The 25,742-nt window shown below is 64.0% G+C and carries 21 protein-coding genes; 12 read left to right on the plus strand and 9 right to left on the minus strand.

Annotated elements, in window-relative coordinates; translation table 11 throughout:
* Positions 1–152: 152 nt before the first annotated feature.
* Positions 153–1,115, minus strand: coding sequence for a malate dehydrogenase (gene mdh / locus BUA69_RS05865; RefSeq protein WP_046135361.1), 963 nt, complete (start codon positions 1,113–1,115; stop codon positions 153–155).
* Between the two features lie 254 nt (positions 1,116–1,369).
* On the opposite strand from mdh, the gene BUA69_RS05870 reads away from it, so the two are divergent.
* Positions 1,370–1,696 carry a hypothetical protein gene (locus BUA69_RS05870; protein WP_046135360.1) on the plus strand — a complete coding sequence of 109 codons (327 nt, stop codon included), beginning with the start codon at positions 1,370–1,372 and terminating at the stop codon, positions 1,694–1,696.
* A 58-nt stretch (positions 1,697–1,754) separates the two neighbouring features.
* Here the strand turns inward: BUA69_RS05870 and zapE are convergent, their stop codons facing one another.
* From zapE to BUA69_RS05885, 3 genes are all read right to left on the minus strand, one after another.
* Positions 1,755–2,930: a cell division protein ZapE gene (gene zapE / locus BUA69_RS05875; RefSeq protein WP_244468757.1), complete on the minus strand. Its 1,176-nt coding sequence runs from the start codon at positions 2,928–2,930 to the stop codon at positions 1,755–1,757.
* Between the two features lie 133 nt (positions 2,931–3,063).
* Entirely contained in the window at positions 3,064–3,684 is a 621-nt protein-coding gene (locus tag BUA69_RS05880; protein WP_052950564.1) for an AprI/Inh family metalloprotease inhibitor, read from the minus strand.
* 154 nt (positions 3,685–3,838) lie between these two features.
* Positions 3,839–4,066: a hypothetical protein gene (locus BUA69_RS05885; protein WP_046135358.1), complete on the minus strand. Its 228-nt coding sequence runs from the start codon at positions 4,064–4,066 to the stop codon at positions 3,839–3,841.
* Positions 4,067–4,272: 206 nt separating this feature from the next.
* Here BUA69_RS05885 and BUA69_RS05890 point away from each other — a divergent pair, with 206 nt between their 5' ends.
* The 5 genes from BUA69_RS05890 to BUA69_RS05910 all read left to right on the plus strand — a co-directional run bounded on the left by BUA69_RS05890 (position 4,273) and on the right by BUA69_RS05910 (position 11,072).
* Positions 4,273–5,370, plus strand: coding sequence for a microcin C ABC transporter permease YejB (locus tag BUA69_RS05890; RefSeq protein WP_046135357.1), 1,098 nt, complete (start codon positions 4,273–4,275; stop codon positions 5,368–5,370).
* Positions 5,367–6,515, plus strand: coding sequence for an ABC transporter permease (locus tag BUA69_RS05895; protein ID WP_046135356.1), 1,149 nt, complete (start codon positions 5,367–5,369; stop codon positions 6,513–6,515). Before BUA69_RS05890 ends, BUA69_RS05895 begins: the two co-directional genes overlap by 4 nt.
* Before the next feature lie 205 nt (positions 6,516–6,720).
* Complete coding sequence (locus tag BUA69_RS05900) at positions 6,721–8,310, plus strand: ABC transporter ATP-binding protein (RefSeq protein ID WP_046133514.1); 1,590 nt, start codon at positions 6,721–6,723, stop codon at positions 8,308–8,310.
* Positions 8,311–8,381: 71 nt separating this feature from the next.
* On the plus strand, positions 8,382–10,232 hold the full coding sequence (locus tag BUA69_RS05905) for an extracellular solute-binding protein (RefSeq protein ID WP_046133513.1): 1,851 nt from the start codon (positions 8,382–8,384) through the stop codon (positions 10,230–10,232).
* 141 nt (positions 10,233–10,373) lie between these two features.
* Positions 10,374–11,072 carry a DUF1223 domain-containing protein gene (locus BUA69_RS05910; RefSeq protein ID WP_046133512.1) on the plus strand — a complete coding sequence of 233 codons (699 nt, stop codon included), beginning with the start codon at positions 10,374–10,376 and terminating at the stop codon, positions 11,070–11,072.
* 4 nt (positions 11,073–11,076) lie between these two features.
* Here the strand turns inward: BUA69_RS05910 and BUA69_RS05915 are convergent, their stop codons facing one another.
* A complete protein-coding gene (locus tag BUA69_RS05915) occupies positions 11,077–15,444 on the minus strand; it encodes a translocation/assembly module TamB domain-containing protein (protein WP_052950316.1) in 4,368 nt (1,455 codons plus the stop codon).
* Positions 15,441–17,291, minus strand: a complete 1,851-nt coding sequence (locus BUA69_RS05920; RefSeq protein ID WP_046133511.1) for an autotransporter assembly complex protein TamA — start codon at positions 17,289–17,291, stop codon at positions 15,441–15,443. The genes BUA69_RS05915 and BUA69_RS05920 overlap by 4 nt, the downstream gene beginning before the upstream one ends.
* Positions 17,292–17,886: 595 nt before the next feature.
* Between BUA69_RS05920 and BUA69_RS05925 the strand changes: the two genes are divergently transcribed.
* The 5 genes from BUA69_RS05925 to BUA69_RS05945 all read left to right on the plus strand — a co-directional run bounded on the left by BUA69_RS05925 (position 17,887) and on the right by BUA69_RS05945 (position 23,166).
* Positions 17,887–18,663, plus strand: a complete 777-nt coding sequence (locus tag BUA69_RS05925; protein ID WP_046133510.1) for an SDR family NAD(P)-dependent oxidoreductase — start codon at positions 17,887–17,889, stop codon at positions 18,661–18,663.
* Positions 18,664–18,708: 45 nt separating this feature from the next.
* Positions 18,709–19,365, plus strand: a complete 657-nt coding sequence (locus BUA69_RS05930) for a hypothetical protein (RefSeq protein ID WP_046133509.1) — start codon at positions 18,709–18,711, stop codon at positions 19,363–19,365.
* A 186-nt stretch (positions 19,366–19,551) separates the two neighbouring features.
* Complete coding sequence (locus tag BUA69_RS05935; protein ID WP_046133508.1) at positions 19,552–20,445, plus strand: aromatic ring-hydroxylating oxygenase subunit alpha; 894 nt, start codon at positions 19,552–19,554, stop codon at positions 20,443–20,445.
* Positions 20,446–20,558: 113 nt separating this feature from the next.
* On the plus strand, positions 20,559–22,322 hold the full coding sequence (locus BUA69_RS05940) for a Rieske 2Fe-2S domain-containing protein (protein WP_046133522.1): 1,764 nt from the start codon (positions 20,559–20,561) through the stop codon (positions 22,320–22,322).
* Between the two features lie 202 nt (positions 22,323–22,524).
* Entirely contained in the window at positions 22,525–23,166 is a 642-nt protein-coding gene (locus BUA69_RS05945) for a glutathione S-transferase family protein (RefSeq protein WP_046133507.1), read from the plus strand.
* A 31-nt stretch (positions 23,167–23,197) separates the two neighbouring features.
* Here the strand turns inward: BUA69_RS05945 and BUA69_RS05950 are convergent, their stop codons facing one another.
* The gene (locus BUA69_RS05950) at positions 23,198–23,638 is read right to left on the minus strand and encodes a MarR family winged helix-turn-helix transcriptional regulator (RefSeq protein ID WP_160300082.1); all 441 of its coding nucleotides are present in this window, start codon (positions 23,636–23,638) and stop codon (positions 23,198–23,200) included.
* A 92-nt stretch (positions 23,639–23,730) separates the two neighbouring features.
* Between BUA69_RS05950 and BUA69_RS05955 the strand changes: the two genes are divergently transcribed.
* Complete coding sequence (locus BUA69_RS05955; RefSeq protein ID WP_052950315.1) at positions 23,731–24,060, plus strand: antibiotic biosynthesis monooxygenase family protein; 330 nt, start codon at positions 23,731–23,733, stop codon at positions 24,058–24,060.
* Between the two features lie 101 nt (positions 24,061–24,161).
* Here BUA69_RS05955 and BUA69_RS05960 read toward each other — a convergent pair whose 3' ends face one another.
* Both BUA69_RS05960 and BUA69_RS05965 read right to left on the minus strand, forming a co-directional pair.
* Positions 24,162–24,560 carry a VOC family protein gene (locus BUA69_RS05960; protein WP_046133504.1) on the minus strand — a complete coding sequence of 133 codons (399 nt, stop codon included), beginning with the start codon at positions 24,558–24,560 and terminating at the stop codon, positions 24,162–24,164.
* Between the two features lie 65 nt (positions 24,561–24,625).
* On the minus strand, positions 24,626–25,735 hold the full coding sequence (locus BUA69_RS05965) for a lysine-2,3-aminomutase-like protein (protein ID WP_082093667.1): 1,110 nt from the start codon (positions 25,733–25,735) through the stop codon (positions 24,626–24,628).
* Between the last annotated feature and the right edge of the window lie 7 nt (positions 25,736–25,742).

Raw genomic sequence — 25,742 nt, forward strand, 5'->3', positions numbered from 1 at the left:
ATTCCCGCCGAGGCGGGAATCCATTCTGATCTCGCGCCATCACCCCGATCTTGCCGGGGATATGATCCCCGCGCCAGCGGGGACAGAACCCTCGCCTTTGCGGGGGTGAGGTCGCGAGAAGGGCCCCACCTTGCAGTGGAGCCCCGATTTCCTTACGCCAGCTTGGGCGCGATTTTCTTGCAGGCCTCGATCAGCCCTTCGACCGATGCGACCGACTTGTCGAAAGCCTTCTGCTCGGCCGAGTTCAGCGAGATCTCGATGATCTTCTCGGCGCCACCGGCACCGATAACCACCGGCACGCCAACATAGGTCCCCTTCACGCCATATTGGCCATCGAGGTAAGCAGCAGCTGGCAGCACGCGCTTCTTGTCCTTGAGATAGCTTTCGGCCATGGCGATGGCCGAGGTGGCCGGCGCGTAGAATGCCGAACCGGTCTTGAGCAGGCCGACGATTTCGGCGCCGCCATCGCGGGTGCGCTGGATGATGGCGTCTAGCTTTTCCTTGCTCATCCAGCCCATCTTGACGATGTCGGTCAGCGGAATGCCGGCAACGGTCGAGTAGCGGGCCAGCGGCACCATGGTATCGCCATGGCCGCCCAGCACGAAGGCGTTGATGTCTTCCACCGACACGTTGAGCTCGTCGGCAATGAAATGCACGAAGCGCGAGCTATCCAGCACGCCGGCCATGCCGATCACCTGGCTGGTGGGCAGGCCGCTGAACTTCTGCAGCGCCCAGACCATGGCGTCCAGCGGGTTGGTGATGCAGATGACGAAAGCCTTGGGCGCGTATTTGGCAATGCCTGCGCCAACCTGCTCCATCACCTTGAGGTTGATTTCCAGCAGATCGTCGCGGCTCATGCCGGGCTTGCGCGGCACGCCGGCGGTGACGATCACCACGTCGGCATCCTTGAGGTCTTCATACTTGGACGTGCCCGAGATCTTGGCGTCATAGCCTTCGACCGGAGCCGACTGGGAGATATCGAGCGCCTTGCCCTGCGGAACTCCATCGACGATATCGAACAATACGATGTCACCGAGGTCCTTGAGAGCCGCCAGATGGGCCAGGGTTCCACCGATCTGTCCCGACCCGATAAGAGCGATCTTCTTGCGCGCCATAAGCTGTCATCCCCGACTGCGTTGAATTGGCGCACCTCTTAGCCTCTCGGTCCCCCGCGAGCAAGTGAACCCTTCGTCTAAACGCGGCATCACCCCATGCTGATGGGCGATGGGGTGATGCCGGCCGGGCAAGGAGCGCAGGCACGGATGGCGGGCGAACCGGGCCCGGCAAGTATATTTCAAATCACGGCTTGCGGATGTCCGTTGGGTTGAACTAAGCAAACCGCCGGGCGAGCAACGCCCTGAGGAACAACATGAAAAAGATTGCAGCGGGCCTTGCGCTCGTCTTGGCGATGGCCAGCGTCACTGCGGCCTCGGCCCTGGATCGGCGCGTGCAGATCAACAATGTGTCGTCATACGACATCTATGAATTCTATGCCTCCAATACCGGCACCAGCGCCTGGGAGGAAGACATTCTGGGCAAAGACGTTCTGCTGGCCGGCAGCAGCGTCATGATCAATATCGATGATGGCAGCGGCTACTGCAAATACGACTTCAAGGCCGTGTTCGAGGACGGCGACGAGGTCGTCTCGGAAAACAACAATGTCTGCGAGCTGGCCGAATTCGACTTCACCGACTGACGCCCATGCATGGCGGTCCCTGTCCAATCCGGGGCCGCCATGCCCGCAGTGCCGCCGATCACCCGTTCGGCGCCAGGACCGGCTCGGATGCGCCATCGTCACGCAGACCCTGCGCCAGGTAGTCAGCCGACTGCATCTCGATCAGCCGCGAAATCGTGCGCTCGAATTCGAACGCCGTCCTGTCGTCCTTGCCCAGTTGTTCGAGCGGCACCGCGAAACTGGCGCCCAGTTTGACGCCGCGGTCATAGAGATTGTCGATCAGCAGGATGAAGCGTTTGGCCGCATCGGACCTGCTGCGGTCCATCTGCGGCACGGCATCGATGATGAGACTGTCAAAGACATGGGCCAGCCGCACGAAATCACGCGAGCCCAGCGGCACCTCGCAGAGATCGGCAAAATTGAACCGTGCCGCGCCCATTGCCGCAAGTGGCACCGGAATGTGCCGCCCGACGCTCTCGACGCTGGTCGGCGCGCCGCCTTCGCCACCGGTGATGCGCAGCCACAGCCGGTCCATCGCCGCCCGCGCCTCGGGCCCGGTGCCGATATGGTAGACATCCTGCCCGGCAAATTTCAGCCGCCGATAATCCTGCGCCGCCGGCAGCGCCGCCACGATCGTCCGCTGTTTCAGCAGCTTGATGAAGGGCAGGAACAGCGCGCGATTGAGCCCATCCTTGTAGAGCCCGTCCGGCGTCACATTCGATGTCGCCACCAGCACCACGCCCGCCGCGAACAGCTTGTCGAACAGCCGGTAGAGCAGCATCGCATTGGTGATGTCATGCACATGGAATTCATCCAGGCACAGCAATTGCAGCCCTGACTTGATGATCGGCTTGACCACCGCCTCGATCGGATCCCCGCTATCGCCCTTGGCCTTGGCCTTCTTGCGGAAGGCGGCGATGCCGATATGGATCTCGTCCATGAATTCGTGGAAGTGCACGCGCCGCTTGTGCCGTGTCGGCGCGGCGGCAAAGAACAGGTCCATCAGCATGGTCTTGCCACGCCCGACTTCGCCATAAAGATAGACGCCCTTGATTGGCTCCGGCTTGTCCAGCAACCGCGCCAGCAATCCAGCATGCTTGCGCTTCGCCAGCCCCTCGGCCACCCCATTGAGCAGCGCCGCCGCCTCCCGCTGCGCCGGATCCGCACTCAGCACCCCGCGCTCCACCAGCGCCGCATAAGCAGCACTGACTGGCCCGTCAGCTTTGGGAGATGTCTTCTTGCTGGTCACTGGCACGAGGAACTCGGTCCGTATTTGGGTCAGGCCGAGCCGAAAATGGTGGCTTTCGAGAACCGGAGCGGAACGTACTTTCGTACGTGAGCACCGGAAGCGCAGAAAGCCGCCATTTGCAGGCCGGCATCACCCAATACTAGCGCTGCATCGAGATGCCCTGGCCGCCGGCCAAAGTACCGATATAGCGGCCGCCGCTCTGGGCGACTGCAGCGACGATATTGTTGTTCTCGTCGAAGATCTGGACCTGGTTGCCGATCTGCTGCCAGGAGGACACGGTAGCCAGACCCGGCAGGGTGCAGCCCGGAGCCGAAGCGCGGTAGCGCGACGTGCCTTCCTTGGTCGTCAGCGGCAGGTTCAGGCGGCACTGGTTGGCGCCGGACACCACGGTCCACACGCCTTCAGGCCCGGTGCTGACGCCGCCGGCAGCCGGCTGGGCCAGCGGATCGAGGGTCACGAACGAACCATTATTGGCCGTCTGGGTGGTGGTGCCCATGGCGGGAGTGCCGAAACCGGCCGGCGTGGCCGGGACGCCGCCGAGCACGGGCTGGCCCGAAAGGCCGGGAGCCGGCGTGCCGGTTGCGCCAATCGGGGGAAGCGTCCCTTGCGCGACAGTCGAGCTCTGCACCGGCTGCAGCTGCTGCGGCGCGCCGATTGTATTCAGGTTAGAGGTATTGCTCGTCGAGGAACAACCGGCGACGACCAACGCCATTGCCGCAAATCCCGCAACGGACATCGTTCCGCGCTTCCAAACCATCATCGGCCTGCTCCTGCCCAAAGGCTTAATATTGGTTAATAGTTTGGCTGGCTTATAGCCAAACCCCGCCTTCTGTTCAACCGCCGGCACCCATTGTACGTCAACTGATCAATGTGGCGGTTTTACGCGCCGGCGCTGGTGTTCCCGCTGCGAACGACTACGGGGCCAGCATTTCTTTCAACAACTCATTGGCCAGAACGGTTGCATCTTCAGCCTCTTCGTCTGGCACCTGCACCGGCACGCCCTTGTCGCCAAACACTGCGGGCACCCCCGGCAAGCCGCCATCGCCACCCTCCAGCGGATGAAAGCCATGGGCCCTGAGCGCCACCACCAGCACCCGCGCCATGGACGGATCCTCAACTTGGGCGATGGTCTGAAAGGTCATGGCTGGCTCCGTCCGCGTTCCCGGCAATCCTGAACAACATGGCCCGCCTGCGCAAGGGCGGCGCTGGAATGGCCTGTGGAGCCGGACGCTTGCGTTACCATCGTCAAAATGATGCACTTCGCGCTAAGCTGTTTCACTGTATGGTGATTTGCCGCCACCGCCGACGGTGCGTTTAGCTCACGCAATGCTTGCCGCCTGGAGACCGAATGGGCGCCTATATTCTACGCCGTCTGCTGCTGATGATCCCGACCGTGCTGGGCATCATGGCCATCTCCTTTCTGGTGGTCCAGTTTGCTCCCGGCGGCCCGGTCGAACAGGCTTTGGCCAATATCAGCGGCCAGAACGCCTCCATTTCCGATCGCATTACCGGCAGCCAGGCCGGCGACTTTGCCGGCCAGCCTGGTCAGGGCGGCAATGGCGCCTCCTATCGGGGCTCGCGCGGCCTGTCGCCCGAGCTGGTCGAGCGCATCGAAAAGCAGTTCGGCTTCGACAAGCCCCCGCTTGAGCGCTTTGGCCTCATGCTGTGGAACTATGCCCGCTTCGATTTCGGCGAGAGCTTCTATCGTGACATATCGGTGATCGATCTGATCAAGGAGAAAATGCCGGTCTCCATCTCGCTGGGTTTGTGGATGACGCTGATCGCCTATGGCATCTCCATCCCGCTCGGCATTCGCAAGGCCATTTCCGATGGCTCGCGCTTCGATGTCTGGACCTCCACGGTCATCATCATCGGCTATGCCATTCCCGGATTCCTCATCGCCATTGCGCTGATCGTATTGTTCGCCGGCGGCAGTTTCTGGTCGATCTTCCCGTTGCGCGGTCTCACCTCGCCCGGCTTTGACAGCTTCCCCTGGTATCGCCAGATCGCCGACTACTTCTGGCACCTGGCCCTGCCGATCACCGCCATGGCGTTGGGCGCCTTCGCCACGACGACGCTTTTGACCAAGAATTCCTTCCTCGACGAAATCGGCAAGCAATATGTCGTCACCGCCCGCGCCAAGGGCCTCACCGAAAATCAGGTGCTTTACCGCCACGTCTTCCGCAACGCCATGATGCTGATCATTGCCAGCTTTCCCGGCGCCTTTGTCGGCGCCTTCTTCGGCGGCTCGCTGCTGATCGAAACCATTTTCTCGCTCGATGGCCTGGGCCTGCTCGGCTTCCAGTCGGTCGCCAATCGCGATTATCCGGTGGTCTTTGCCACCCTCTATATCTTCTCGCTACTCGGCCTCGTCATCGCGCTGATTTCCGACCTCGCCTATATGTGGGTCGATCCGCGCATTGATTTCGAAAGCCGCCAGGTATGAGCGCGCACGCCCCCGATGCCGCCGCCGCCGAACCTGCTGCGCCACGCCGCGACTGGCTGTCGCCGATGAATCGCCGCCGGCTGGAAAACTTCCGCCGCAACCGGCGCGGACATTGGTCCCTGTGGATCTTCCTCATACTCTTCGTCGTCACCCTGGGCGCCGAATTCATCGCCAATGACCGCCCCATCGTCGTCAGCTATCGTGGCGAACTGCTGTTCCCAGCCTTCAACGATTATCCCGAGGCCAAGTTTGGTGGCTTCCTCGCCACCACCAATTTTCGCGACCCGTTCATCGCCGACGAAATCGCCGCCAATGGCTGGGCCATCTGGCCGCCGGTCCGCTTCAGCTACGACACCGTCGATGGCACCCTGCCCTATTCCGGCGCCGTGGCCCCCAGCTGGACCATGGACCGCGCCGAAATCTGCCAGAACTTCCCCATGGGCGTCGAAGACGTCGATTGCCACTGGGGCAATTTCCACTGGCTGGGCACCGATGATCGCGGCCGCGACGTGCTGGCCCGCCTGATCTATGGCTTCCGCCTCTCGATCCTCTTTGGACTGGTGCTCACCATCGCCTCCTCGGTCATCGGCGTCGCCGCCGGCGCGGTGCAGGGCTATTTCGGCGGCTGGACCGATCTGTTGTTCCAGCGCTTCATCGAGATCTGGACCTCCATTCCCGCCCTCTATCTGCTGCTGATCATCTCCAGCGTCATCGCGCCCAGTTTCTGGGTCCTGCTGGGAATATTGCTGCTGTTTTCCTGGGTTGCGCTGGTGGGCATCGTGCGCGCCGAATTCCTGCGCGGCCGCAATTTCGAATATATCGCCGCAGCCCGCGCCCTCGGCGTGTCCAATGCCAAGATCATGTGGCGGCACCTCCTGCCCAATGCCATGGTCGCCACCCTGACCTTCATGCCCTTCATCATGTCCGGTTCGGTCGCCACCCTGACCTCGCTGGATTTCCTCGGCTTCGGCCTGCCGCCCGGCTCACCCTCGCTGGGCGAATTGCTGGCCCAGGGCAAGAACAACCTCCAGGCCCCCTGGCTCGGCCTCACCGGCTTTTTCACCATCGCCATCATGATGACCCTGCTGGTCTTCATCGGCGAAGCCGTCCGCGACGCCTTCGACCCGCGAAAGACCCTGGCATGAGCCTCCTGACCGGCACCGCAATCCGCCAGCCCCGATCCGCTCCCTCCCCCTTGAGGGGAGGGCCGGGGTGGGGGTGCTGCGCTACCCCTCTGCCCCATGCCCACCATTCAGCCCAACCCGCCTTCAGCACCCCCACCCTAACCCTAACCCTCCCCTCAAGGGGGAGGGGACCAGATCGCGGCCATGACCCGGATCGAGAAGTGGCATGAGCGCCCCCCTGCTCTCCCTCCGCGACCTCTCCGTCCGCTTTGGCGCTCACACCGCAGCCAAATCCATTGCCTTTGACATCGCCCCCGGCGAAACCCTGGCGCTGGTCGGCGAAAGCGGCTCCGGCAAATCCGTCACCGCGCTCTCGGTCCTCAAGCTCCTGCCGGCCACCGCAGCCCTTTCCGGCCGCATCCTGTTCAAGGGCCAGGACCTGCTCACCGCGTCCCCGGCCGAATTACGCGCCGTACGCGGCAATGACATTTCAATGATTTTCCAGGAGCCGATGAGTTCGCTCAATCCGGTCCACACCATCGAGCGCCAGATCGGCGAAGTGCTGGCCATTCACAAGGGCATGCGCCCCAATGCCGCCCGCGCTCGCACCCTCGAACTGCTCGACCAGGTCGGGATCCCCGATCCGCAGGGGCGTCTCGCTTCGTTTCCGCACCAGCTTTCGGGCGGCCAGCGTCAGCGCGTCATGATCGCCATGGCCCTCGCCAATGAGCCCGACCTGCTGATCGCCGACGAGCCCACCACCGCGCTCGACGTTACCGTCCAGGCACAGATCCTCCTCCTGCTCAAATCGCTGCAACAGCGCCTCGGCATGGCCATGCTGTTCATCACCCACGACCTTGGCATCGTCAAACGCATCGCCGACCGCGTCTGCGTCATGACCAATGGCGAGATCGTCGAGACCGGCCCGGTCGATACCGTCTTCGCCGATCCCCAGCACGCCTATACGCGCCACCTGCTTGCCGCCGAACCGCACGGCACCCCGCCCGCCACCGATCCCGCCGCCCCGACCGTGCTCGAAGCAACCGATCTGCGCGTCTGGTTCCCCATCAAGCGCGGCCTGTTCCGCTCGGTCGTCGGCCACATCAAGGCTGTCGATGGGGTCAATCTTTCCATCCGCCAGGGCGAAACCCTCGGCGTTGTCGGCGAAAGCGGCTCCGGCAAATCCACCCTCGGCTATGCGCTGCTGCGCCTGATTTCCTCGCAGGGCCGGATCGTCGTCCTCGGCAATGAGGTCCAGCAGCGCTCGTGGAAAGCCATGCGCCCGCTGCGCGCCGATATGCAGATCGTTTTCCAGGACCCCTATGGCTCGCTCAGTCCCCGCATGTCGGTGGCCAGCATCATTGCCGAAGGGCTGGAAGTGCACGCCCCCCATCTCGGCCAGGCGGAGCGCGATGCCAAGGTGATCCGCGCGCTGGAGGAAGTCGGCCTCGCCCCCGAAACCCGCTTCCGCTATCCCCACGAATTCTCCGGCGGCCAGCGCCAGCGCATCGCCATCGCCCGCGCCATGGTGCTCGAACCCAAATTCGTCGTGTTGGACGAACCCACTTCGGCGCTCGATGTCTCGATCCAGGCCCAGGTCGTCGACCTGCTGCGCGATATCCAGCAGCGGCGCGGCCTCACCTATCTGTTCATCAGCCACGATCTCAAGGTCGTCCGCGCCCTCGCCAATACACTGATCGTCATGCGCGATGGCAAGATCGTCGAACAGGGCCCAGCCGCCGATATCTTCGCCGCCCCGCAAAGCGACTACACCAAGGCGCTGATGGCCGCCGCCTTCGACGTGGCGGTGATCTGATGCCCCTGTTGCGCCGGCTCCATTCCGCCTAGTCTGTCCGTCAAAACCGAAATCTGCCCTCGGAGTTCACCATGAAATTCGCTGCCCTCCTCGCCGCTGGTTGCGTCCTTCTCGGCCTCGCGGCTCCCGCCATGGCCCAGACGCCGACCGACACCTGGACCCATGCCTTCACCATGCAAGGGCAGCCCAAATACGGTCCCGACTACACCCATTTCGATTACGTCAATCCGGATGCCCCCAAGACCGGCACCGTGCGCATGGGCGCCATGGGCGGCTTTGACACCTTCAATCCGATCCTGCCCAAAGGCGAGCCCGCTGGCGGCATCGGCCTGCTCTACGAAACCCTGATGACGCCATCTCTGGATGAGCCCAATACCTATTACGGGCTGCTGGCCGAAAGCCTCAAGATCGCGCCGGACTATGGCTCGGTCATCTTCCGGATCGACCCCGCCGCCCGATGGAACGATGGCGTGCCGGTATCGGCCGAAGATGTCGTCTGGTCCTTCACCAAGCTCACCGAGCTCAATCCCGACCGCAAGCAATACTATATCAACGTCACCAGGGCCGAGGTCACCGCCCCCGGCGAAGTGACCTTCACCTTCGACCAGACCGGCAATCGCGAACTGCCGCTGATCCTGGGGCAATTGATTGTACTGCCCCAGCATTGGTGGGAAGGCACCGACGCCGCCGGCAAGCCGCGCGACATTGCCAATTCCACGCTTGAGCCGCCTTTGGGCTCGGGCCCCTACGAGCTGACCAACTTCGATGCCGGCCGCACCTTGACCTTTTCGCGCGTCCCCGATTACTGGGGCCTCAACCAACCCACCCAGGTCGGCACCAACAATTTCGACACCTACAAGATCGAGTATTTCCTCGACCTGACGGTGCAGTTCGAAGCCTTCAAGGGCGACCAGTTCGATTGGTGGTGGGAGAATACCGCACGCCGCTGGGCCACCGGCTTCGATTTCCCCGCCGTCAAGGAAGGTCGCATCGTCCTCGAGCTCTTCCCGCAGGACTATAATGGCAATGGCATCGGGCTGGGCTTCGTCCCCAATCTGCGCCGGGAAAAGTTCCAGGACCAGCGCGTCCGCGAAGCGCTCAACTACGCCTTTGATTTCGAGGAGCTGAGCAAGACCCTGTTCTTCGGTCAATATGCGCGCATCGACAGCTATTATTTCGGCCTGCCCTTCCGCTCCTCCGGCCTGCCGGAAGGCGAGGAACTGGAAATACTCACCTCGATCAAGGATCTGCTCCCCGAACGGGTTTTCACCACGCCCTATACCAATCCGGTCAGCGGCACACCGCAGAAGCTGCGCGCCAACCTGCGCACTGCGCTCGGCCTCCTCACCGAGGCCGGCTACAGTCTCGATGGCAACCGCCTCGTCGATGCCAATGGCCAGCAGCTGGCCTTCGAGATCCTGCTCAATGGCCCCACCATCGAGCCGGTGGCGCAGAACCTGGTCACCAATCTCGCCCAGATCGGCGTCGCAGCTACCCTGCGCACCGTCGACAGCCCGCAATATATCAACCGCCTGCGCTCGTTCGACTACGACGTGATCTATACCGGCTGGACCCAGTCCTTCTCGCTCGGCAACGAGCAGCGCTTCTTCTTTGGCTCATCCACCGCCAATGAACAGGGCTCCCAGAACTATGCCGGGATCGCCGATCCGGGCGTCGATGCCTTGATCGACAAGCTGGTCTTGGCCGATGACCGCACCACCCAGGAAGCCATCAGCCGGGCACTCGACCGGGTCCTGCTGGCCCACCACTTCATCGTTCCCAGCTATTCCCTCCGCAATTCACGCATTGCCCGCTGGGATCGTTTCAGCCACCCCGATCCCCTCCCCGAATTCTCCAGCGCCTTTCCTACCATCTGGTGGTGGGACGAAGCCAAGGCCACCAAAACCGGCGGCGCCAGCTAGCCGCCGTCTGGGATCGCAGCAATCAACCCGGAGTCATTCCCGCGCAGGCGGGAATCTCCTTGCCGCGCACAAACCCTGTAACCATCCCGGGCTTCCCCGCGAATATCTCCCCGAGACCGTTCAGTCCCGCGGAGAACCACCATGACCCGAACCTCAACCATGCTGTCCGGCATCGTCCTGGCCCTGACCGCCGCCGGCATCGCCCCCGCCCTTGCCGGCCCCACCCCTCCCGTGGTGATCGAGCTGTTCACCAGCCAGGGCTGTTCGTCCTGCCCGCCCGCCAATGCCAATCTGATCACGCTGAGCCAGCGCCCCGATGTGCTGGTGCTGAGTTTTTCGGTGACCTATTGGGACCGGCTGGGCTGGAAAGACACATTCGGCAAGCCCGAATTCACTGACCGGCAGGTGGTCTATGAACCCGCCCTCAACCAGTTCGGCCCCTATACCCCGCAAATGGTGGTCAATGGCCGCGCGACCGTGGTCGGCAACCGGCTCGACGCAATCGATGCCCTGATCGCCAGCACGGCTCCACTGGATGGGCCCGCGCTCGATCTCGGCACCGCCATGCTGACCATCGGCACCGGCACGGCCCCGGCCAATGGCGCCGATATCTGGCGCGTCACCTATGATCCCAATGTTGTCGAAGTGCCCATTGCCCGCGGCGAGAATACCGGCAGCACCCTGGCCCATACCCATGTCGTGCACACGCTGGAAAATCTGGGCACCTGGACCGGCGCCATGCTCGACCTGCCCCTGGGCCCGGCAGCGCAGGGCCTGCGCACGGCGATCCTGCTACAGGGCCGCAATGGCGGCCCCATCCTGTCGGCGACGACGAATTGAGCCGCTAGTAATCCCGTTCGTAGAACACGCCGAGACTGGAATTACCGTCCTGCCCGGCCGCCCCGGTGATCTTGAGATCATTGGTCACGTCGAGATTGATCGTCACCTTGCTCTGGCCATTGCCGCCGGCGGTGACGCCCAGATAGATATTGTCGCTGAGATAGGTGCCGGCCTGCACCGCCACATTGCCCTGCGCATCGGTGACGATGTCGAGGTCATCGAGCCCGATGGCACCGCGCAGGCTGTCCATCAGCGAGCCATTGCCGCCACCGCCCACCAGTTCTGCCGCCGCCGCTGCGAGCCGCGCCAATTGCAGCGGCGTCAATTCGTTCATCGAGCGATTGAAGATCAACCGCGCCAGCACTTCGTCCTGCGGCAGCGGCGGATTGGAGGTGAAGTTCACATCGATATTGGAGGCGCGGCCCGACACCGTCACGAACACGGTGATGCCTTCGCCTTCGGTGCGCGCCACGAAATTGAGTCGGGGATCGAGATCGCCGACCAGCGTCACCTCGCCGCTTTCAAAGGTGATGCGCTGCCCCAGGATCGAGAGCCGGCCACGATTGAGCGAGAACCCCCCCACCGGCTGGATATCGTTCAGCGGACCGAGCAGCCGCACCGAGCCCCCCACTTCTGCATCCAGCCCACGGCCACGAATGAAGATCTGGTTGGGCGCATTGACCATCACATCGAGGATCACGCCCGCCGGGCGGCTCTGCGGGATCGGCGCGCCGGTACGATCATCGACCTGCGCCCGCACCAGCGTTTGCACTACGGGCCGCGACGGCTTGATATGGTCGACATCGATCAGCGTGGCGCCACCGGCTAGGTTTTCCGGCACGGTGATATTGGCCTCCTGCACCAGCACTGTGCCCGACAGCAGCGGATTGGCCGTCAGGTTGCCGGTCAGCGCCAGATTGCCCGAGACCGTCGCCACAAACAGCGCACCATCGGCATAGCGCGCCGAATTGAGCGCCACCTGCAGATTGGCGGGGAAGCCATTGGTCAGCCCGATTGAGCCGGTGGCCGAAACCGAGCCGCCCGTCGACAGGCCGGCCGAAAGGCTCTCGATCACCACGCGGGTGCTGTCGAGCCGCGCACGGCCGGTAATATTCTGCAGCCGCAGATTGAGGATCGGGTCGACATAACCAGCCCCGCTCGTCGCTACCGTGCCGCTGAACTGCGGCGCGTTGATGCTGCCGCTGACGCGCGCATCGAGCTGCACGGTGCCGCCGAACTGGCCGCCCCGATCAGCCACGAACTGATTGGCCAGCGCCAGGGGTGCCGAACCATTGAGGCTGACATTAAGCCCGTTGCCAGACAGAGGTACCGTGCCGGAACCGGTCACCCGCAGACCCTGCGCCCCAGAGGCCGAAACCGAAGCCAGCGTCACCACATTATTGGCAAAGGTGCCATTGGCCGCCACCGTCAGTGGCGCAATGCCGAACGGGGCAATCGCCGTCGCATTGATCCCCGCACCACGCGCGTCGAACGCCACCCGCGGCGCGCCCCGCGCCCCGCTGACGGTCGCGGTGCCATCAATCGTACCAGCCAGACCCAGGTCAGGCATGATCGCATTGGCGATCGACAGCGGCAGCGCCCGGACATCAAGCCGCACATTCAGCGCCTCGCCCGCCGTGCCCGTCGCAGTAATGCTGCCCGATCCGACATCGAAGCGCAGCGCATCCAGCGACACATCCGAACCACTGACCGTCAGCACCGTCGGCTGCGCCAGTCGCGCCGTCAGCGTGCCCTGTTGCAGCAGCACCCGGTCCAGCGCCAGCCGATAGCCCTTGTCGATCGGCGTCAGCGAACCGGCCAGGTCCAGATCGGTCCCCGTCGCCAGCCGCGCCTGGGCGTCGAATGCTGTCGTATCGCCGGTCTGCGTCGCCTTGGCATTGAGCGTATTGATGACCACGCCGGCCGCCGCCACATCGCTGGCATTGGCCGAGCCATTGATGACCGGCACGCCAAACAGATCGCTGATCGTCGCATTGATATCGGCCGCACCAACCCGGATGTCGCTGACCGTCAGGCCCTTGACGTCGCCGCGCAGCGTCGCACCCTGCTTGCCATCGAGCGGCGTCAGCGTCAGCGCTGCATTGACCGAACCCTGCGCATCCAGCAGCGCCAGCGCCGCCGCAACCGACACGTCGGGCGAAACCATTTCCAGCGAACCGTCCATCAGCCCGGTGGTGACATTGCGCGTCACCCCGCCGGTGATCCGCGTGCCCGCCGCCTGGAAGTCAATATCGCTCACCACCTGCTGTTCCGGCGTGACGATAAGGCCGGCCGCCAGAGAGGTGCGATAGCCATCAAGGCTTCCCTCGCCGGCAATGCTGCCATTGAGCGAGCCGGCATTGTACTGCCCGGTAAAGCCGATCTGGCCATCGCGCAACGCCCGATCTGCCAGCTTGCCGCTCGGCACCTTGGCGGTCAGATTCAGATTGATGACGTCTTCGACGCCCTTGGCCGTGCCCACCACCGCCAGCGCGCCGCTGGCCTGGTCCGACAGCAGGGCCAGATCGGCCAGATTGAGATTAAAGGTGAAGTCGGCTTCGGCACTGGAATAGGTGCCATTGGCCAGGAGCTGCACCTGCTGGTTTTCGATGCGGAACTGGTCCGCCTTGAGCCCGTCCTCGGTGCGCGCCACCAGGCCCGATAGCTGCACAGTCCCCTCCAGCAGCCGATCCGCAGTTTCCTCGCCGATGGAAAGATTGGTGCCCGTGCCGTCCAGCGTCAGGCTGAACCCGCCCGAAAGCGGCATGATCGAGCCCGATGCCTTGAGCGACAGCGCCCCATCCAGCTGGCGCCCGGCGATGTCCGAGAACGGCGCGATGCTGCTGGTTTCCAGCGCGATATCGCCATTGAAATCCAGGCCATCGAGCTGCCCGTTCATCACCGCCGTCAGCGCCTTGCCGACCACGCGCAATTCCGCCAGCTGTACCGGCTCACCCGCATTCCACAGGCCCGCAATGCCAAAGCCGATACTGTCACCCAGCGCCGCTTCCACTTCCGGGGCCGCCGAAATGCCGGCCACCGTGCCGTCGCCGTTGAACGTTACCCGCCGCGTTGCCGGATCGGACAGATTGGCCGCCACGCCGCCAACGCTCAGCGCCACGCTATCGGCGGCAAAGCCCGTGGTTTCGAGCTGGCTGATGGCCAGGTTGGACGTCCAGTTTTCCGAATTCTCGGCCCCGAAATCGATCGACAGCTGCGCCGAACCAACCCGTGTCGCGTTCCCCGGCACCGGCAGCGTCACCGCCTCACCGGCGGGATCGGCAATCACCGCATCCAGCGTCAGCTGACGCAGGAAATTGTCCGGCGTCGTCTCGGCCGCCGCTTCCAGCGACAGCTGGCCGCCTGTCACCCGCAGCCCGCTGATCGACACCCCGCCGCCATTGCGCACCAGCGCATTGGCCGACAGCGCCGTCTCGGCGCCAAAGAATTTGCGATACTGCTCCGCCATCAGGATCGACAGCGGCCCGCGCAGGTCGGCCGCCACCGAAAAGCCCTCGGCCACCTGGTTGATTGTCGCCACGCCCGCCAGCGCCACCTGGCCATTGGCCTTGAGCTCCAGCTCGGTGCGCAGATCGGCAACCGGTCCGCTGCCTGCCAGCGTCAGCTCCACGGCCGGACGGCCCTCGATATTGAGCAGATTGGCGATAACGCCATTTTCGGGCTCGACCAGCGTCAGGCCGAGATCGATGGTATTGCCTTCGCGCTGATAATTCAGATTGAGGTCCAGCGTGCCCCCGGGGCCATCGAGGCGCACGATATTGAGCTGGGTGACAAGATTGCCCCCCTCCAGCCGGAACGAGCCATTGAGCGAGATCGCCGAGCCCAGCCCGAACACGTCCTCGCCGAAATTGACCTGTGGCACCGCGATTTCGTCGACGATGATCGCCACCGGAAATTCGGGAATGCTGAAGCCACCCGCTTCTGGCGAGGGCAGGTCCGGCTGGTCGCTGGGAACCGCATTGCGGATGTAATCGATGCTGTCGGCGCGCAGCGAGCGCACCTGCAACCGGCCCAGGAACAGCGCCGCCTGGTTCCAGTCCAGCACTGCATTATTGACCCGCAGCCAGACGCCCTCGGCGTCCGAAATGGTGATCTGGCGGATCGAAACTTCCGAGCCCAGCACGCCATCGATATTGGAGAGGCGGATCTGCCGCTCTGGCGTCGACAGGCGGTCCTGCACGAAACTCGTCAGCCAGTCCTTGTCCTCGTCGCTGCTCTGCCCGGTTGCGGCTTCCGCCTGCGCCTGGTCCTGTCCCTGCACCACCATGGCGGGCACGATGATGGCCAGCGCCAGCAACGCAATGATGACGGCGACGAAGCGGCGCGGCAGTGAGACGAGGCGGGCGATCAAAACGACTGTCCTATACCGACATAGATTGCATAGTTCGGATCGCTTTCCCGCTTGTTGAGGGGAAAGGCCAGGTCGAGCCGCAGCGGCCCCAGCCCGGTAAAGTAACGCGCACCGATACCGGCGCCGAGCCGCAATTCGTCAAAGCTGGGGAACCTGTCCGCCGCGACATAGCCGCCATCGAGGAAGGCCACGACGCCGATATCCTCGGTCACCTTGGCCCGCGCTTCGAGCGATCCTTCCAGCACATAGCGCCCGCCGGTCACCGTGCCATTGCCGTCATCGACGCCGATGGACTTGAACGCATAGCCACGCACCGAGCCACCGCCGCCGGCAAAAAACAGCTTGTCGGGCGGGATTTCACCGAGCGAGGGCCCCACCAGCGCGCCGGCCTTGAGCCGCCCCGCCAGCACGAAATCGTCATTCTCGCCAAAGCCGAAATAGGTCCGCCCTTCCAGCACGAGCCGGGCGGCCGGGTTGCCGTAATGGAATTCGTAGAATGGCTCGACATTCCCCGCGAGGTAGAAGCCTTCCGTCGGGTCGACGGAACTGTCGCGCCCGTCATAAACCGCCCCGGCATAGACACCCAATGTCGAGAAGTCGCGGGTGCCGAACACATCATCGAACCGGCTGCGTTCGAACACCGCCCCGCCCTCGACCGTCAGCTGGTCGGAGAACACATGGGTCAGCCCCAGCCGGCCATTGGCCGAGGTTTCGGTATAGGTCGGATAGATCGTCCGCTCGGCCGAAATTGCCGCCACAAGGTCGGTATCGGGCGTGAACACCCCCGGCTTGGTAAAGGTGCCGCCGAAATAATAGTCGAACTGGGCAGTATCGATCGGGAAGGCAATGCTGGCCAATCGCGCGTCCAGCCGCAGGCGCTCGGCCTGTCCGAACAGGTTCCGCCACAGATGGAAGGCTTCCAGCCCCAGTCCGTCGATGGTCGAATAATTGGCGCCAGCGCCGAAGCGCGCGCCCGGCAATTCCTGCACGATCAGCTCGAACGGCAATTGTCCGTTCATGTTGATGGCATCGGCCGCCTGCAGCCGTGCTGAACGGAACACTTCGAGCCGATCGAGGCGCTTCTGCGCCAGCGTCAACGCATCGGGGTCATATTCTTCGCCCACGGTCAGCCCGGTCTGGCGCCGCACGAAATCGGGGTCCATGCGCTCGGTACCGGTGACGCGCACGTCGCCAAACGTGGCATGGCGGCCCGGATTGACCGTAATGGTGACATCGACCGTGTTGGTCGGGTGGTCAGCCACCACATCGCGGCTGACAATCGCCGCCTTGGGATAGCCCAGCTGCCGCCAGGCTTCGAGCAGCAATTGCTCGGCGCGCAGAACGACGCTGGAGCGCGCCACTTCGCCCGAGCCGAAACCGCGCATCGAGGGCAGGTCGACAAAATCATTGGGATCGTCGGTCGGCGGCGCCTGATTGACGACGTTGAGACTGTTGAACCGGAACAACGGCCCCGGATTGACCGAAATCGCCACATTGATCGGCTGGGTCAGCCTGGTATCCGGCTGCAGTTTGGACGCTTCCGCGCCATTGACGGCGATGCTGATGACCGGGCCGTAATAGCCTTCATTATACAGCGCCGCCAGAATCCGCCGGTAATCGCCCCGCGCCATCGCCAGAAGGCCCGCCGCGCCGGAGGCCGGCTCCGCCTGATCGGCAACCAGCACCGAGGCATTGTTCACGACGCTTTCCAGCGCCGGATTACTCACCGCGACCGTCACACTAAAGGGCTGTGGATCGACAATGACGGCTTCGGCGTCCTTGTCGCTCTGATCTTCGAACAGCTTGATGCCAAAGATCTCAAAGGCATGAGCAGCGGGGGCCAGCATCGTGCTTGTCAGCAGGACACCAACACAGAGAGCGCAGAGACTCGATACAAAACGCGCGCGTTGCAGTTGACCAGTTCCCGCCTGTTACGCATCAACCCACCAAGGGGCGGAAGACGTACCCTAATACAAGAGCCAGAAGATTCCGTTAAGCGACTGCACTTTAGCGCCGCCTGCCCGCCCAGGATCTCCTCACCTGGCCAGCAGTGTAAGGCGGCAAGCAGTATGCGACAACCTCATCGGCGATTTGCTGTAAATTGTCATGACCGCCGTTGCCGATGGGCTACAGTTACCCAAGCGTTAACCCCGCCGCGCCCCCCCTGACGGCCCAGCCGCGCAAGCCGCCTGATCGGCGCTCCAGCCCTGCCCCGCGCACTCTCGCCCTTGCGCTGATCGCCGGTGATCATCCCGTCGACATTTTTCCCGCCGATCCGCGTCATGGGCGGCGCCCCGTGCGAAGTGGCGCCAGAACGTGTAAGGTTGCAAATGCCCCGCCGGGCTTGCTGCCCGCGGAAACAAAAGCATAGGCCGCCCAAAGGCTTGACGCAGAAGCCCCACGGGGTTCACCTAATGGCATCTGCCCTCGAAGGACCTTCAAATGTATCAGACGCTCGACCCCAAAACCCTGACAGTCTTCATCACCGGGGCGACGTCCGGCTTTGGCGCCGCTGCTGCGCGGCGCTATGTCGCCGCTGGCGGCAAGGTCATCGCTACCGGCCGCCGCGGCGAGCGCCTCAAGGAACTGCAGGACCAGATCGGCGCTGAAAACTGCCACATCATCGAGTTGGACGTGCGCGACCGCGCCGCCATCGACGCCGCCATATCAGCCATCCCCGCCCCCTTCGCTGGCATCAATGTCGTGCTGGCCAATGCCGGCCTGGCGCTCGGCCTGCAGCCCGCCGCCGAGACCGACATCACCGACTGGGAAACCATGATCGACACCAATGTCACCGGCTTTGTCTACACGGTGCGGGCCCTGCTGCCCGGCCTGATCGAACGCGGCGGCGGCCATGTCGTCACCCTGGGTTCGGTCGCCGGCGACTATCCCTATCCGGGCGGCAGCGTCTATGGCGCCACCAAGGCCTTCGTCAAGCAGTTCGCCCTCAACCTGCGCGCCGACCTGCAGGGCAAGAATGTCCGCGTCACCAATATCGAGCCCGGCCTGACCGAAACCGAATTCTCGCTGGTCCGCTTCAAGGGCGACGAGGGCCAGGCCAACAAGCCCTATGAAGGCACCACCCCGATGAACGCCGACGACATCGCCGAAGCCATCTTCTGGTCCACCACCCTGCCGGCGCATGTCAATATCAACCGCCTGCAGATGATGGCCACCACCCAGGCCTTCGCCCCCTTCGACATCTACCGCCGCGGCTGACACGTCGGGGGGCCCGGCCACCCCCAAAAAACAGCGGAGACCCCCATGAAACTGCCCCTGCTCGTCGTCGCCACCTCCCTGCTGCTCGCCGGCGGCCCCAGTGCCGCCGCGCCGCTCAAGCTCGCCGAGATCGCCACCACCTGCCTTGCCAGTCCCCTCACCGACTGCACCGTGCAGACCGCCGGCTTCATCAATGCCGACTATGCCGACCTGCCATCGCGTCTCGCCTGGCAAACCCAGGCGGGCATCTCGGCCACCGATGGGAGCGTCGGCGGCTTCGTGCTGTTCCAGAATATCGATGGCGAATGGACGGTGCTCGATTCCGCCTTTGATGCGGCCGTTTTCCTGCTGCCCCGCCAGGCCAATTGGGGCCTGCTGCACATCCCCGGCTACACGGCTGGCACCGGCAGCTTCAATGCCGACCGGCTCTACCAGCAGGGTGAGACGGGCTGGACCGCCATCGATCTGGACAGCTGGCAGAGCGCTATCGGCCCCTTGCTCCCCAAGGGTCTCGAAATCTGGAAGGGCGTCGCCTACGACTTCACCAGCTTCTATGACGATCTCAACGCCCATACAGCGCTATGGGCCTCCGACGACGCCAATTGCTGCCCGACCGGCGGCGATGCCGTCATCCACTTTGTCATCGAGGATGGCGCGCTGGTCGCCACCAAACTCGATTACACCGCCTCCAGGACGGAGTAACTGCAGCGGGCTGGCTTCACGTCAGCCCCACAAGCCCGGCCCGCAAACCCATGGGCGTCGGGGTCGATGGCTGTTGCTGGCGCCCTGCACCCACCCCTGCGACCCAAATGCGCGGCCTGAACTTTATGCTGGCGACAGCGCGCCCTGCCGCACTATTGTGGCAGGCAGACAAAATGGAAATGCCCCATGACCGCCATTGACAAAGTAACCCGCGACCTCTGGCAAGTGATTGCCGCTATCGATGAAACCCCGCCCGGCATCGTCCAGGTGACGCTGCTGCTCGACCAGCAGCTGGCCTTTACCCGCGACGCCGCCCTGCGCCCCGTGGTCTGGCGCCGCAATGGCGAGCAGATCGGCGATGTGGTGGATTTCGAGGCCATTGGCGAGCGCCTGCCGGTCATCGAGGGCTATGGCTATATCTGGACCAGCTTTGGCAATCCGCCCGCCGAACTGTTCCCCATTCCTGAATATGCCGAAGCCGACCGCAAGAATATGAGCTGCGGCTCCATCGGCCTGCATGTCTCGGCGCCCCGCGCCGTCGAAAACTTCCTCGATATGGGCCACTTCCCCTATGTCCATACCGACATTCTGGGCGCCGAGCCGCATACCGAGGTCAAGGAATACGACGTCGAGGTCTCCGAGGAGCGCGACGAAGTGCTGGCCACCCGCTGCCGCTTCTTCCAGCCCCGTGCCGCCCTCTCGGCCACCGAAGGCCAGGAAGTGGAATATGTCTATCGCGTGCCGCATCCATTCTGCTCGGTGCTCTACAAATCCTGCCCCGAGGACGACACCCGCCGCGACGTCATCGCCATCTTCCTGCAGCCCATGACCGAAGAACGCTGCCGCGCCCATTTACTGCAATCCATGGTGGACTCGGTTTCGACCATCACCGAGCTGCGCCGCTTCCAGCAGACTATTTTCGGCCAGGACAAGCCGATCCTGGAAAACCAGTATCCCAAGCGCCTGCCGCTTGATCCGCGCTCGGAAACCCCGATCCGCGCCGACAAATCCGCCATCGCCTACCGCCGCTGGCTCAGCCAGAAAGGCATCACCTACGGCGTCATTCCCCAGGCAGGCTGATGCTGACTGCGGGGCGCCCCACAGATAGAAATGCACCCCGCCCCGTACGCCAGGGCGGCTGACCCGACCTCATCCGATCGTGGCGCGATCCCAATATTTCTCGGATGACCAATATGGCTCTCAGTGTTTCCGACCCCACCTGGTTTCCCATCGCCAGTTCGGCCGATCTGCCGCTCCGCCACGTCTATCATGGCCAATTGCTGGGCCGTGAACTCGCCGTCTGGCGCGCCGACGACGGCAATGTGAACGTCTGGGAAAACCGCTGCCTGCATCGCGGCGTGCGCCTCTCCATCGGCGTCAACGAGGGTGCCGAGCTCAAGTGCCAGTATCATGGCTGGCGCTATGCCAACCGTTCGGCCGGCTGCACCTATATTCCCGCCCATCCCGCCGATGCTCCAGCCCGCCGCATCACCAACAAGACCTATCCGGCCGTCGAGGCCTTTGGTCTCGTCTGGTCGGCCGGCAATGAGGACGTCCCCTTCGCGCCCTTCCCCGGCGCCGACAGCGGCGACTGGTTCGCCCTGCGCCCGATGCCGCTCAATGCCCCGGCCGAAGCCGTGATGGCCGCGCTCCTTGGTTACGCCTTCCAGCCCGCCACTGCCCTCGATGCACCGGCAGCCGACATGCAGGCCGAGCCCCTGCCCGGCTTTGCCGTCCGCCTCACCGCCCATGCCGGCGCCGAGCGTCAGGCCGCAATCTTCTTCGTCCAGCCCGTCGATGCCGCCCGTTCGGTCATTCGCGGGCTGCTCGATACCACCCCCGCCGACCGCCTTGCCGTGCTGCGCCACCACAATGAACGTCTCGACAAGCTGCGGACGCGTCTCGAGCGCGAAGCCGCCCGCCAGCCGGCTCCCGCGCCACTGCAGCCCAGCTTTGACAAGGTCTCGGTCGAACTCTCCACCATGCCCGAAATCGCCATTCCGCGCGGCACCACGCTCAATGTCGTGGTCAAGCGCAAATGGACCACCGCCGATGGCATTATCGGCTTCGAGCTGGCCGGGATCGACGACAACCACCTGCCCACCTTCCAGCCCGGCGCCCATATCGACGTCCACCTGCCCAATGGCCTGATCCGGCAATATTCGATCACCAATGGCCCCGGCGAACTGCTGAGCTATGTCATCGGCGTCAAGCAGGAGAATGCCGGCAAGGGCGGCTCCAAGGTGCTGGCCGAAACCGTGCGCGAAGGCGACGTGCTGGCCATTTCCGAGCCACGCAACAATTTCCCGCTGCGCCGCGACGCCACCCGCACCGTGCTGCTGGCGGGCGGCATCGGCATCACCCCGCTGCTGTCGATGGCCCGCTTCCTCGACAAGTCGAGCCTGCCCTATGAGCTGCATTACTTCGTCCGCTCGGGCGAACATGTCGCCTTCCGCGAGCAGCTCGATCTGCTGGTCGGCAAGGTCATCATCCATACCGGCCTGCCGCCCGACGCGGTCGGCACCACCATCGCCACGACGCTTGGCGCCCATAGCCGCGCCCAGCACGTCTATGTCTGCGGCCCCGGCCCCATGCTCGAAACCGTGCGCAATACCGCCGCCGGTCTCGGCTGGCCCGAAGAGGCCGTCCACTTCGAATATTTCAAGAACGACAAGGTCATCGACGCCTCGTCCACCTTCGAAGTCGAATTGGCCCGCTCGGCCATGACTCTGCAGATCCCCTCGGGCAAGACCATCCTCGAAGTCATGCGCGACAATGGCCTCATCGTCCCCAGCTCCTGCGAACAGGGCGCCTGCGGCACCTGCCTCACCACCGTCATGGAAGGCGAGGTCGACCATCAGGACGTCTATCTCAACGAGAGCGAAAAGCGCTCCAATACCTGCATGATGACCTGCGTCTCCCGCGCCAGATCCGCCCGCCTGGTACTGGATATCTGATGATGCTCATCTCAACCGTACCGTCAGTCGCCTCCCCTTCACCTCTCCCCCCGGGGGAGAGGTCGGCGGCTTTGCCGCCGGGTGAGGGGGCCTTCCTGCGCCCACTGCCTCACAGGCCCCCTCACCCCACCCCTCTCCCCCCAAGGGAGAGGGAGCCACATCGTGGCGTGACCGGACCATCGAGCAATGAGGAGCGCCTGCAATGACCACGCTTTACGATTTCGAACTCTCGGGCAATTGCTACAAGCTGCGCCTGCTGATGAGCATCCTCAGGGTCCCCTATGACGTGGTGCCGGTGGATTTCTATCCCGGCCGCCAGCACAAGGCCGACTGGTTTTTGAAGCTCAATCCCTTCGGCCAGCTCCCGGTGCTGGAAGACGACGGCCTCGTGCTGCGCGATAGCGGCGCGATCCTGGCCTATCTCGCCCGCAAATATGACCCCAGCGGCCTGTGGTTCCCCACCGATCCGGCGACGCTGGCAGACGTGCTCAAATGGCATGCCGTGGCCGATGACATTACCGCCACGTCTTCGGCGGCGCGCCTCAATCTGGGCATGTTCTATGATTTCGATCTGGAAAAGGTCCAGCAGGGTGCCCACCGCATCTTCCGCATCATGGACGAGCATCTCTGGTTCGGCGAACAGCAGGGCCGCGACTGGCTTTGCGCCCCGGCGCACCCCACCACCGCCGATATCGCCTGCTTCCCCTATGTGATGTTGAGTGAAGAGGGCGGCATATCCCGCCAGGACTATCCGGCCATCCGCCGCTGGACCGATCGCGTCCGCCGCGTTCCCGGCTTCGTCGTCATGTCGGGCATTTTCCCCGCCGGTCGCGCCGCCGAGTAATCCGGCTGCAGGGGGGATGCGCCCCCCGCGCCTATCCCCGCAGCTTGCGCAGCAGCCCCCGCAGCACATCACGCTCGGCCGCATCCAGCGGCGCCATCGCCTGCGCCTGCGCCACCTCCAATGCTGCCGCGAGTTCGGCCAGCCGGGCACGCCCGGCCGCGCTCAGCGCCACCACATTGCGCCGGCGATCCGTGGCATCCACGTCCCGCACCACCGCACCCGCCGCTTCCAGCCCGCTCAGCGCCGCCACCATATCGCTGCGGTCGATCCGGGTGCGGCGCGCCAGGTTCGCCTGACTATCGGGTCCATACTGGTCCAGCGTCGCCAGCACCGCAAAGTCGTGCTTGGTCGCGCCCCGCGCCTCCAGCGCCGCGCCCACCTGCCGGCCAACAAGAACAGCCACCTGGCTCAGCAGCCGGGAATCCTGGCGCTCCAGCAAATCGGCGGTCTCGTGCGGGTCGGTCATGTCCATCATTCACCCCTAGCAAAAACCGTTGACAGCACCAACGAAATATAATTCGTTGGAAGCGCCAATGTTGGCTAAACCAACGAATGAGCCAAACCATGACTTCACCCGTCTTCCGCATCGACAGTTTCGCCGTCCCCGCCGCTGCCATGGCTGATTTCCAGGCCCAGGTCAGCCAGACCCTTGCCGTGCTGCGCACCCAGCCGGGCTTTGTTCGCGATCAGGCTTTCGAGCGCATTTCCGGCCCCGGCCGCTTCAACATCGTCACCATGGTCGAATGGCAGGACGAAGCCTCCCAGGCCCCCGCCATCGCCGCCGTGCAAGCGCTCCATCGCCAACTCGGCATCAATTCCACCACCCACAGCCAGCTCGGCATCGAAGACAGCAAGGCCAATTACGTCCCCCTGACCCTCAACCCCGCCGCCTAGTCCGGCAATGCCGGGATAGTGGAACGCCTCCATCTCTCCCCACCGTCACCACCCGGCTCGTCCGGGTGGTCCATACGATGCCTCGAACCAGCCTGCCCTGATCAGGCGAACCGCCCACCCTGCTGGATCACTTCAATCTTGTAGCCATCGGGGTCCGTCACGAAGAAGAACTGCGCGAAGAGCTTTCCCTCATGGTTGAAATCCCGCAGTGGCCCGGGGTTCAGCCCCTCGGCCACAAAGCGCTGATGCTCACCCGCGAGATCGTCCACCACCACCGCCAGATGCCCATAGCCATCGCCCAGCTGATAGGGCTCGGTCCGGTCGAAATTGATCGTCAGCTCCACCTCGAAGCTCGATGCCGTCGGGTGCCGCAGATAGACCAGCGCGAACCCCTCGAACCCCAGCCGCTGCGCCACCTCGAGTCCAAATGCCCGCCGATAGAAATCGCAGGACCGCGCCTCATCGAGCACGCGGATCATCGAATGAACAGGTTTTGCCATGGGAGAGCCAATCAGGTTGAAAGAGAAGGCCGACAGTTACCGAAAACCACCGGCTCAGTTCAACCCTAAACCTCCGGCGGATACCGGTGTTCGACGCCGCGGAAGTCGCGGACGCTGAAGCAGCCGTCACCATTGGCGGCAATGCTGGAGGCGCCGATATCGGCCTTGCCGTGCCCGCCGGGAATATCGAGGATATAGGTCGGCTGGCACAGCCCCGAAATCCGCCCCCGCAGCGCCGCCACCAGCGCCTGCCCCTCGGCAATGCCGATGCGGAAATGGCTGGTGCCCGGTGCCAGGTCCGGATGATGCAGGTAATAGGGCTTCACCCGGTTCTCGACAAAGCCGCGCATCAGCGCCGCCAGTGTCTCGACATCGTCATTGACGCCCTTGAGCAGCACCGATTGGCTGAGCATCACCACGCCCGCATCCACCAGCCGCGCGATCGCGCCGCTCGCCGCGCCGGTCAATTCGCGCGGGTGATTGGCATGCAGCGCCAAATACGTCGTCTTGCCGCTGGCCTTGAGCGCCGCGATCAATGCGCTATCCACCCGCTCCGGCTCCACCACCGGCACCCGGGTATGAAACCGCACGACCTTCACATGCGCAATATCCGCCAGCCGCTCCATGATCGCGCTCAGCCGGCGCGGCGACAGCACCAGCGGATCGCCGCCGGTCAGGATCACTTCCCAGATTTCCTCATGCGCCGCGATATAGGCAAAGGCCGCGTCCATTGCCGCCGGCGCCAGCGTACCCAGCCCCTGTGGTCCCACCATTTCGCGGCGAAAGCAGAACCGGCAATAGACCGGGCAGACATGCACCGCCTTCAGCAGCACCCGGTCGGGATAGCGATGCACGATCCCCTCGACCGGACTATGGGTCAGATCGCCAATCGGATCGGCCCGTTCGTCCGGCGTCGTCACCAGCTCCGCCAGCTCCGGCACGAACTGGCGCGCAATCGGATCATTGGGATCGCTAGGGTCAATCAGCGCCGCAATCGTCGGCGTTATCGCAATCGCATATTTCTGCGCAACGGCGTCGAGACCGCTGGCTTCCGGTACCAGTCCCGCCTCAACAAGGCTCTCCACGGTCTTTAAAGACTGGGCGGATCGTCCCCTCCCCCTTGAGGGGAGGGCCAGGGTGGGGGTGCTGTGGCCCGTGTTGATCACGTCACTCATTCCGCAC

The organism is Devosia limi DSM 17137 (genome assembly GCF_900128975.1).
GTDB classification, from domain to species: Bacteria; Pseudomonadota; Alphaproteobacteria; order Rhizobiales; family Devosiaceae; genus Devosia; species Devosia limi.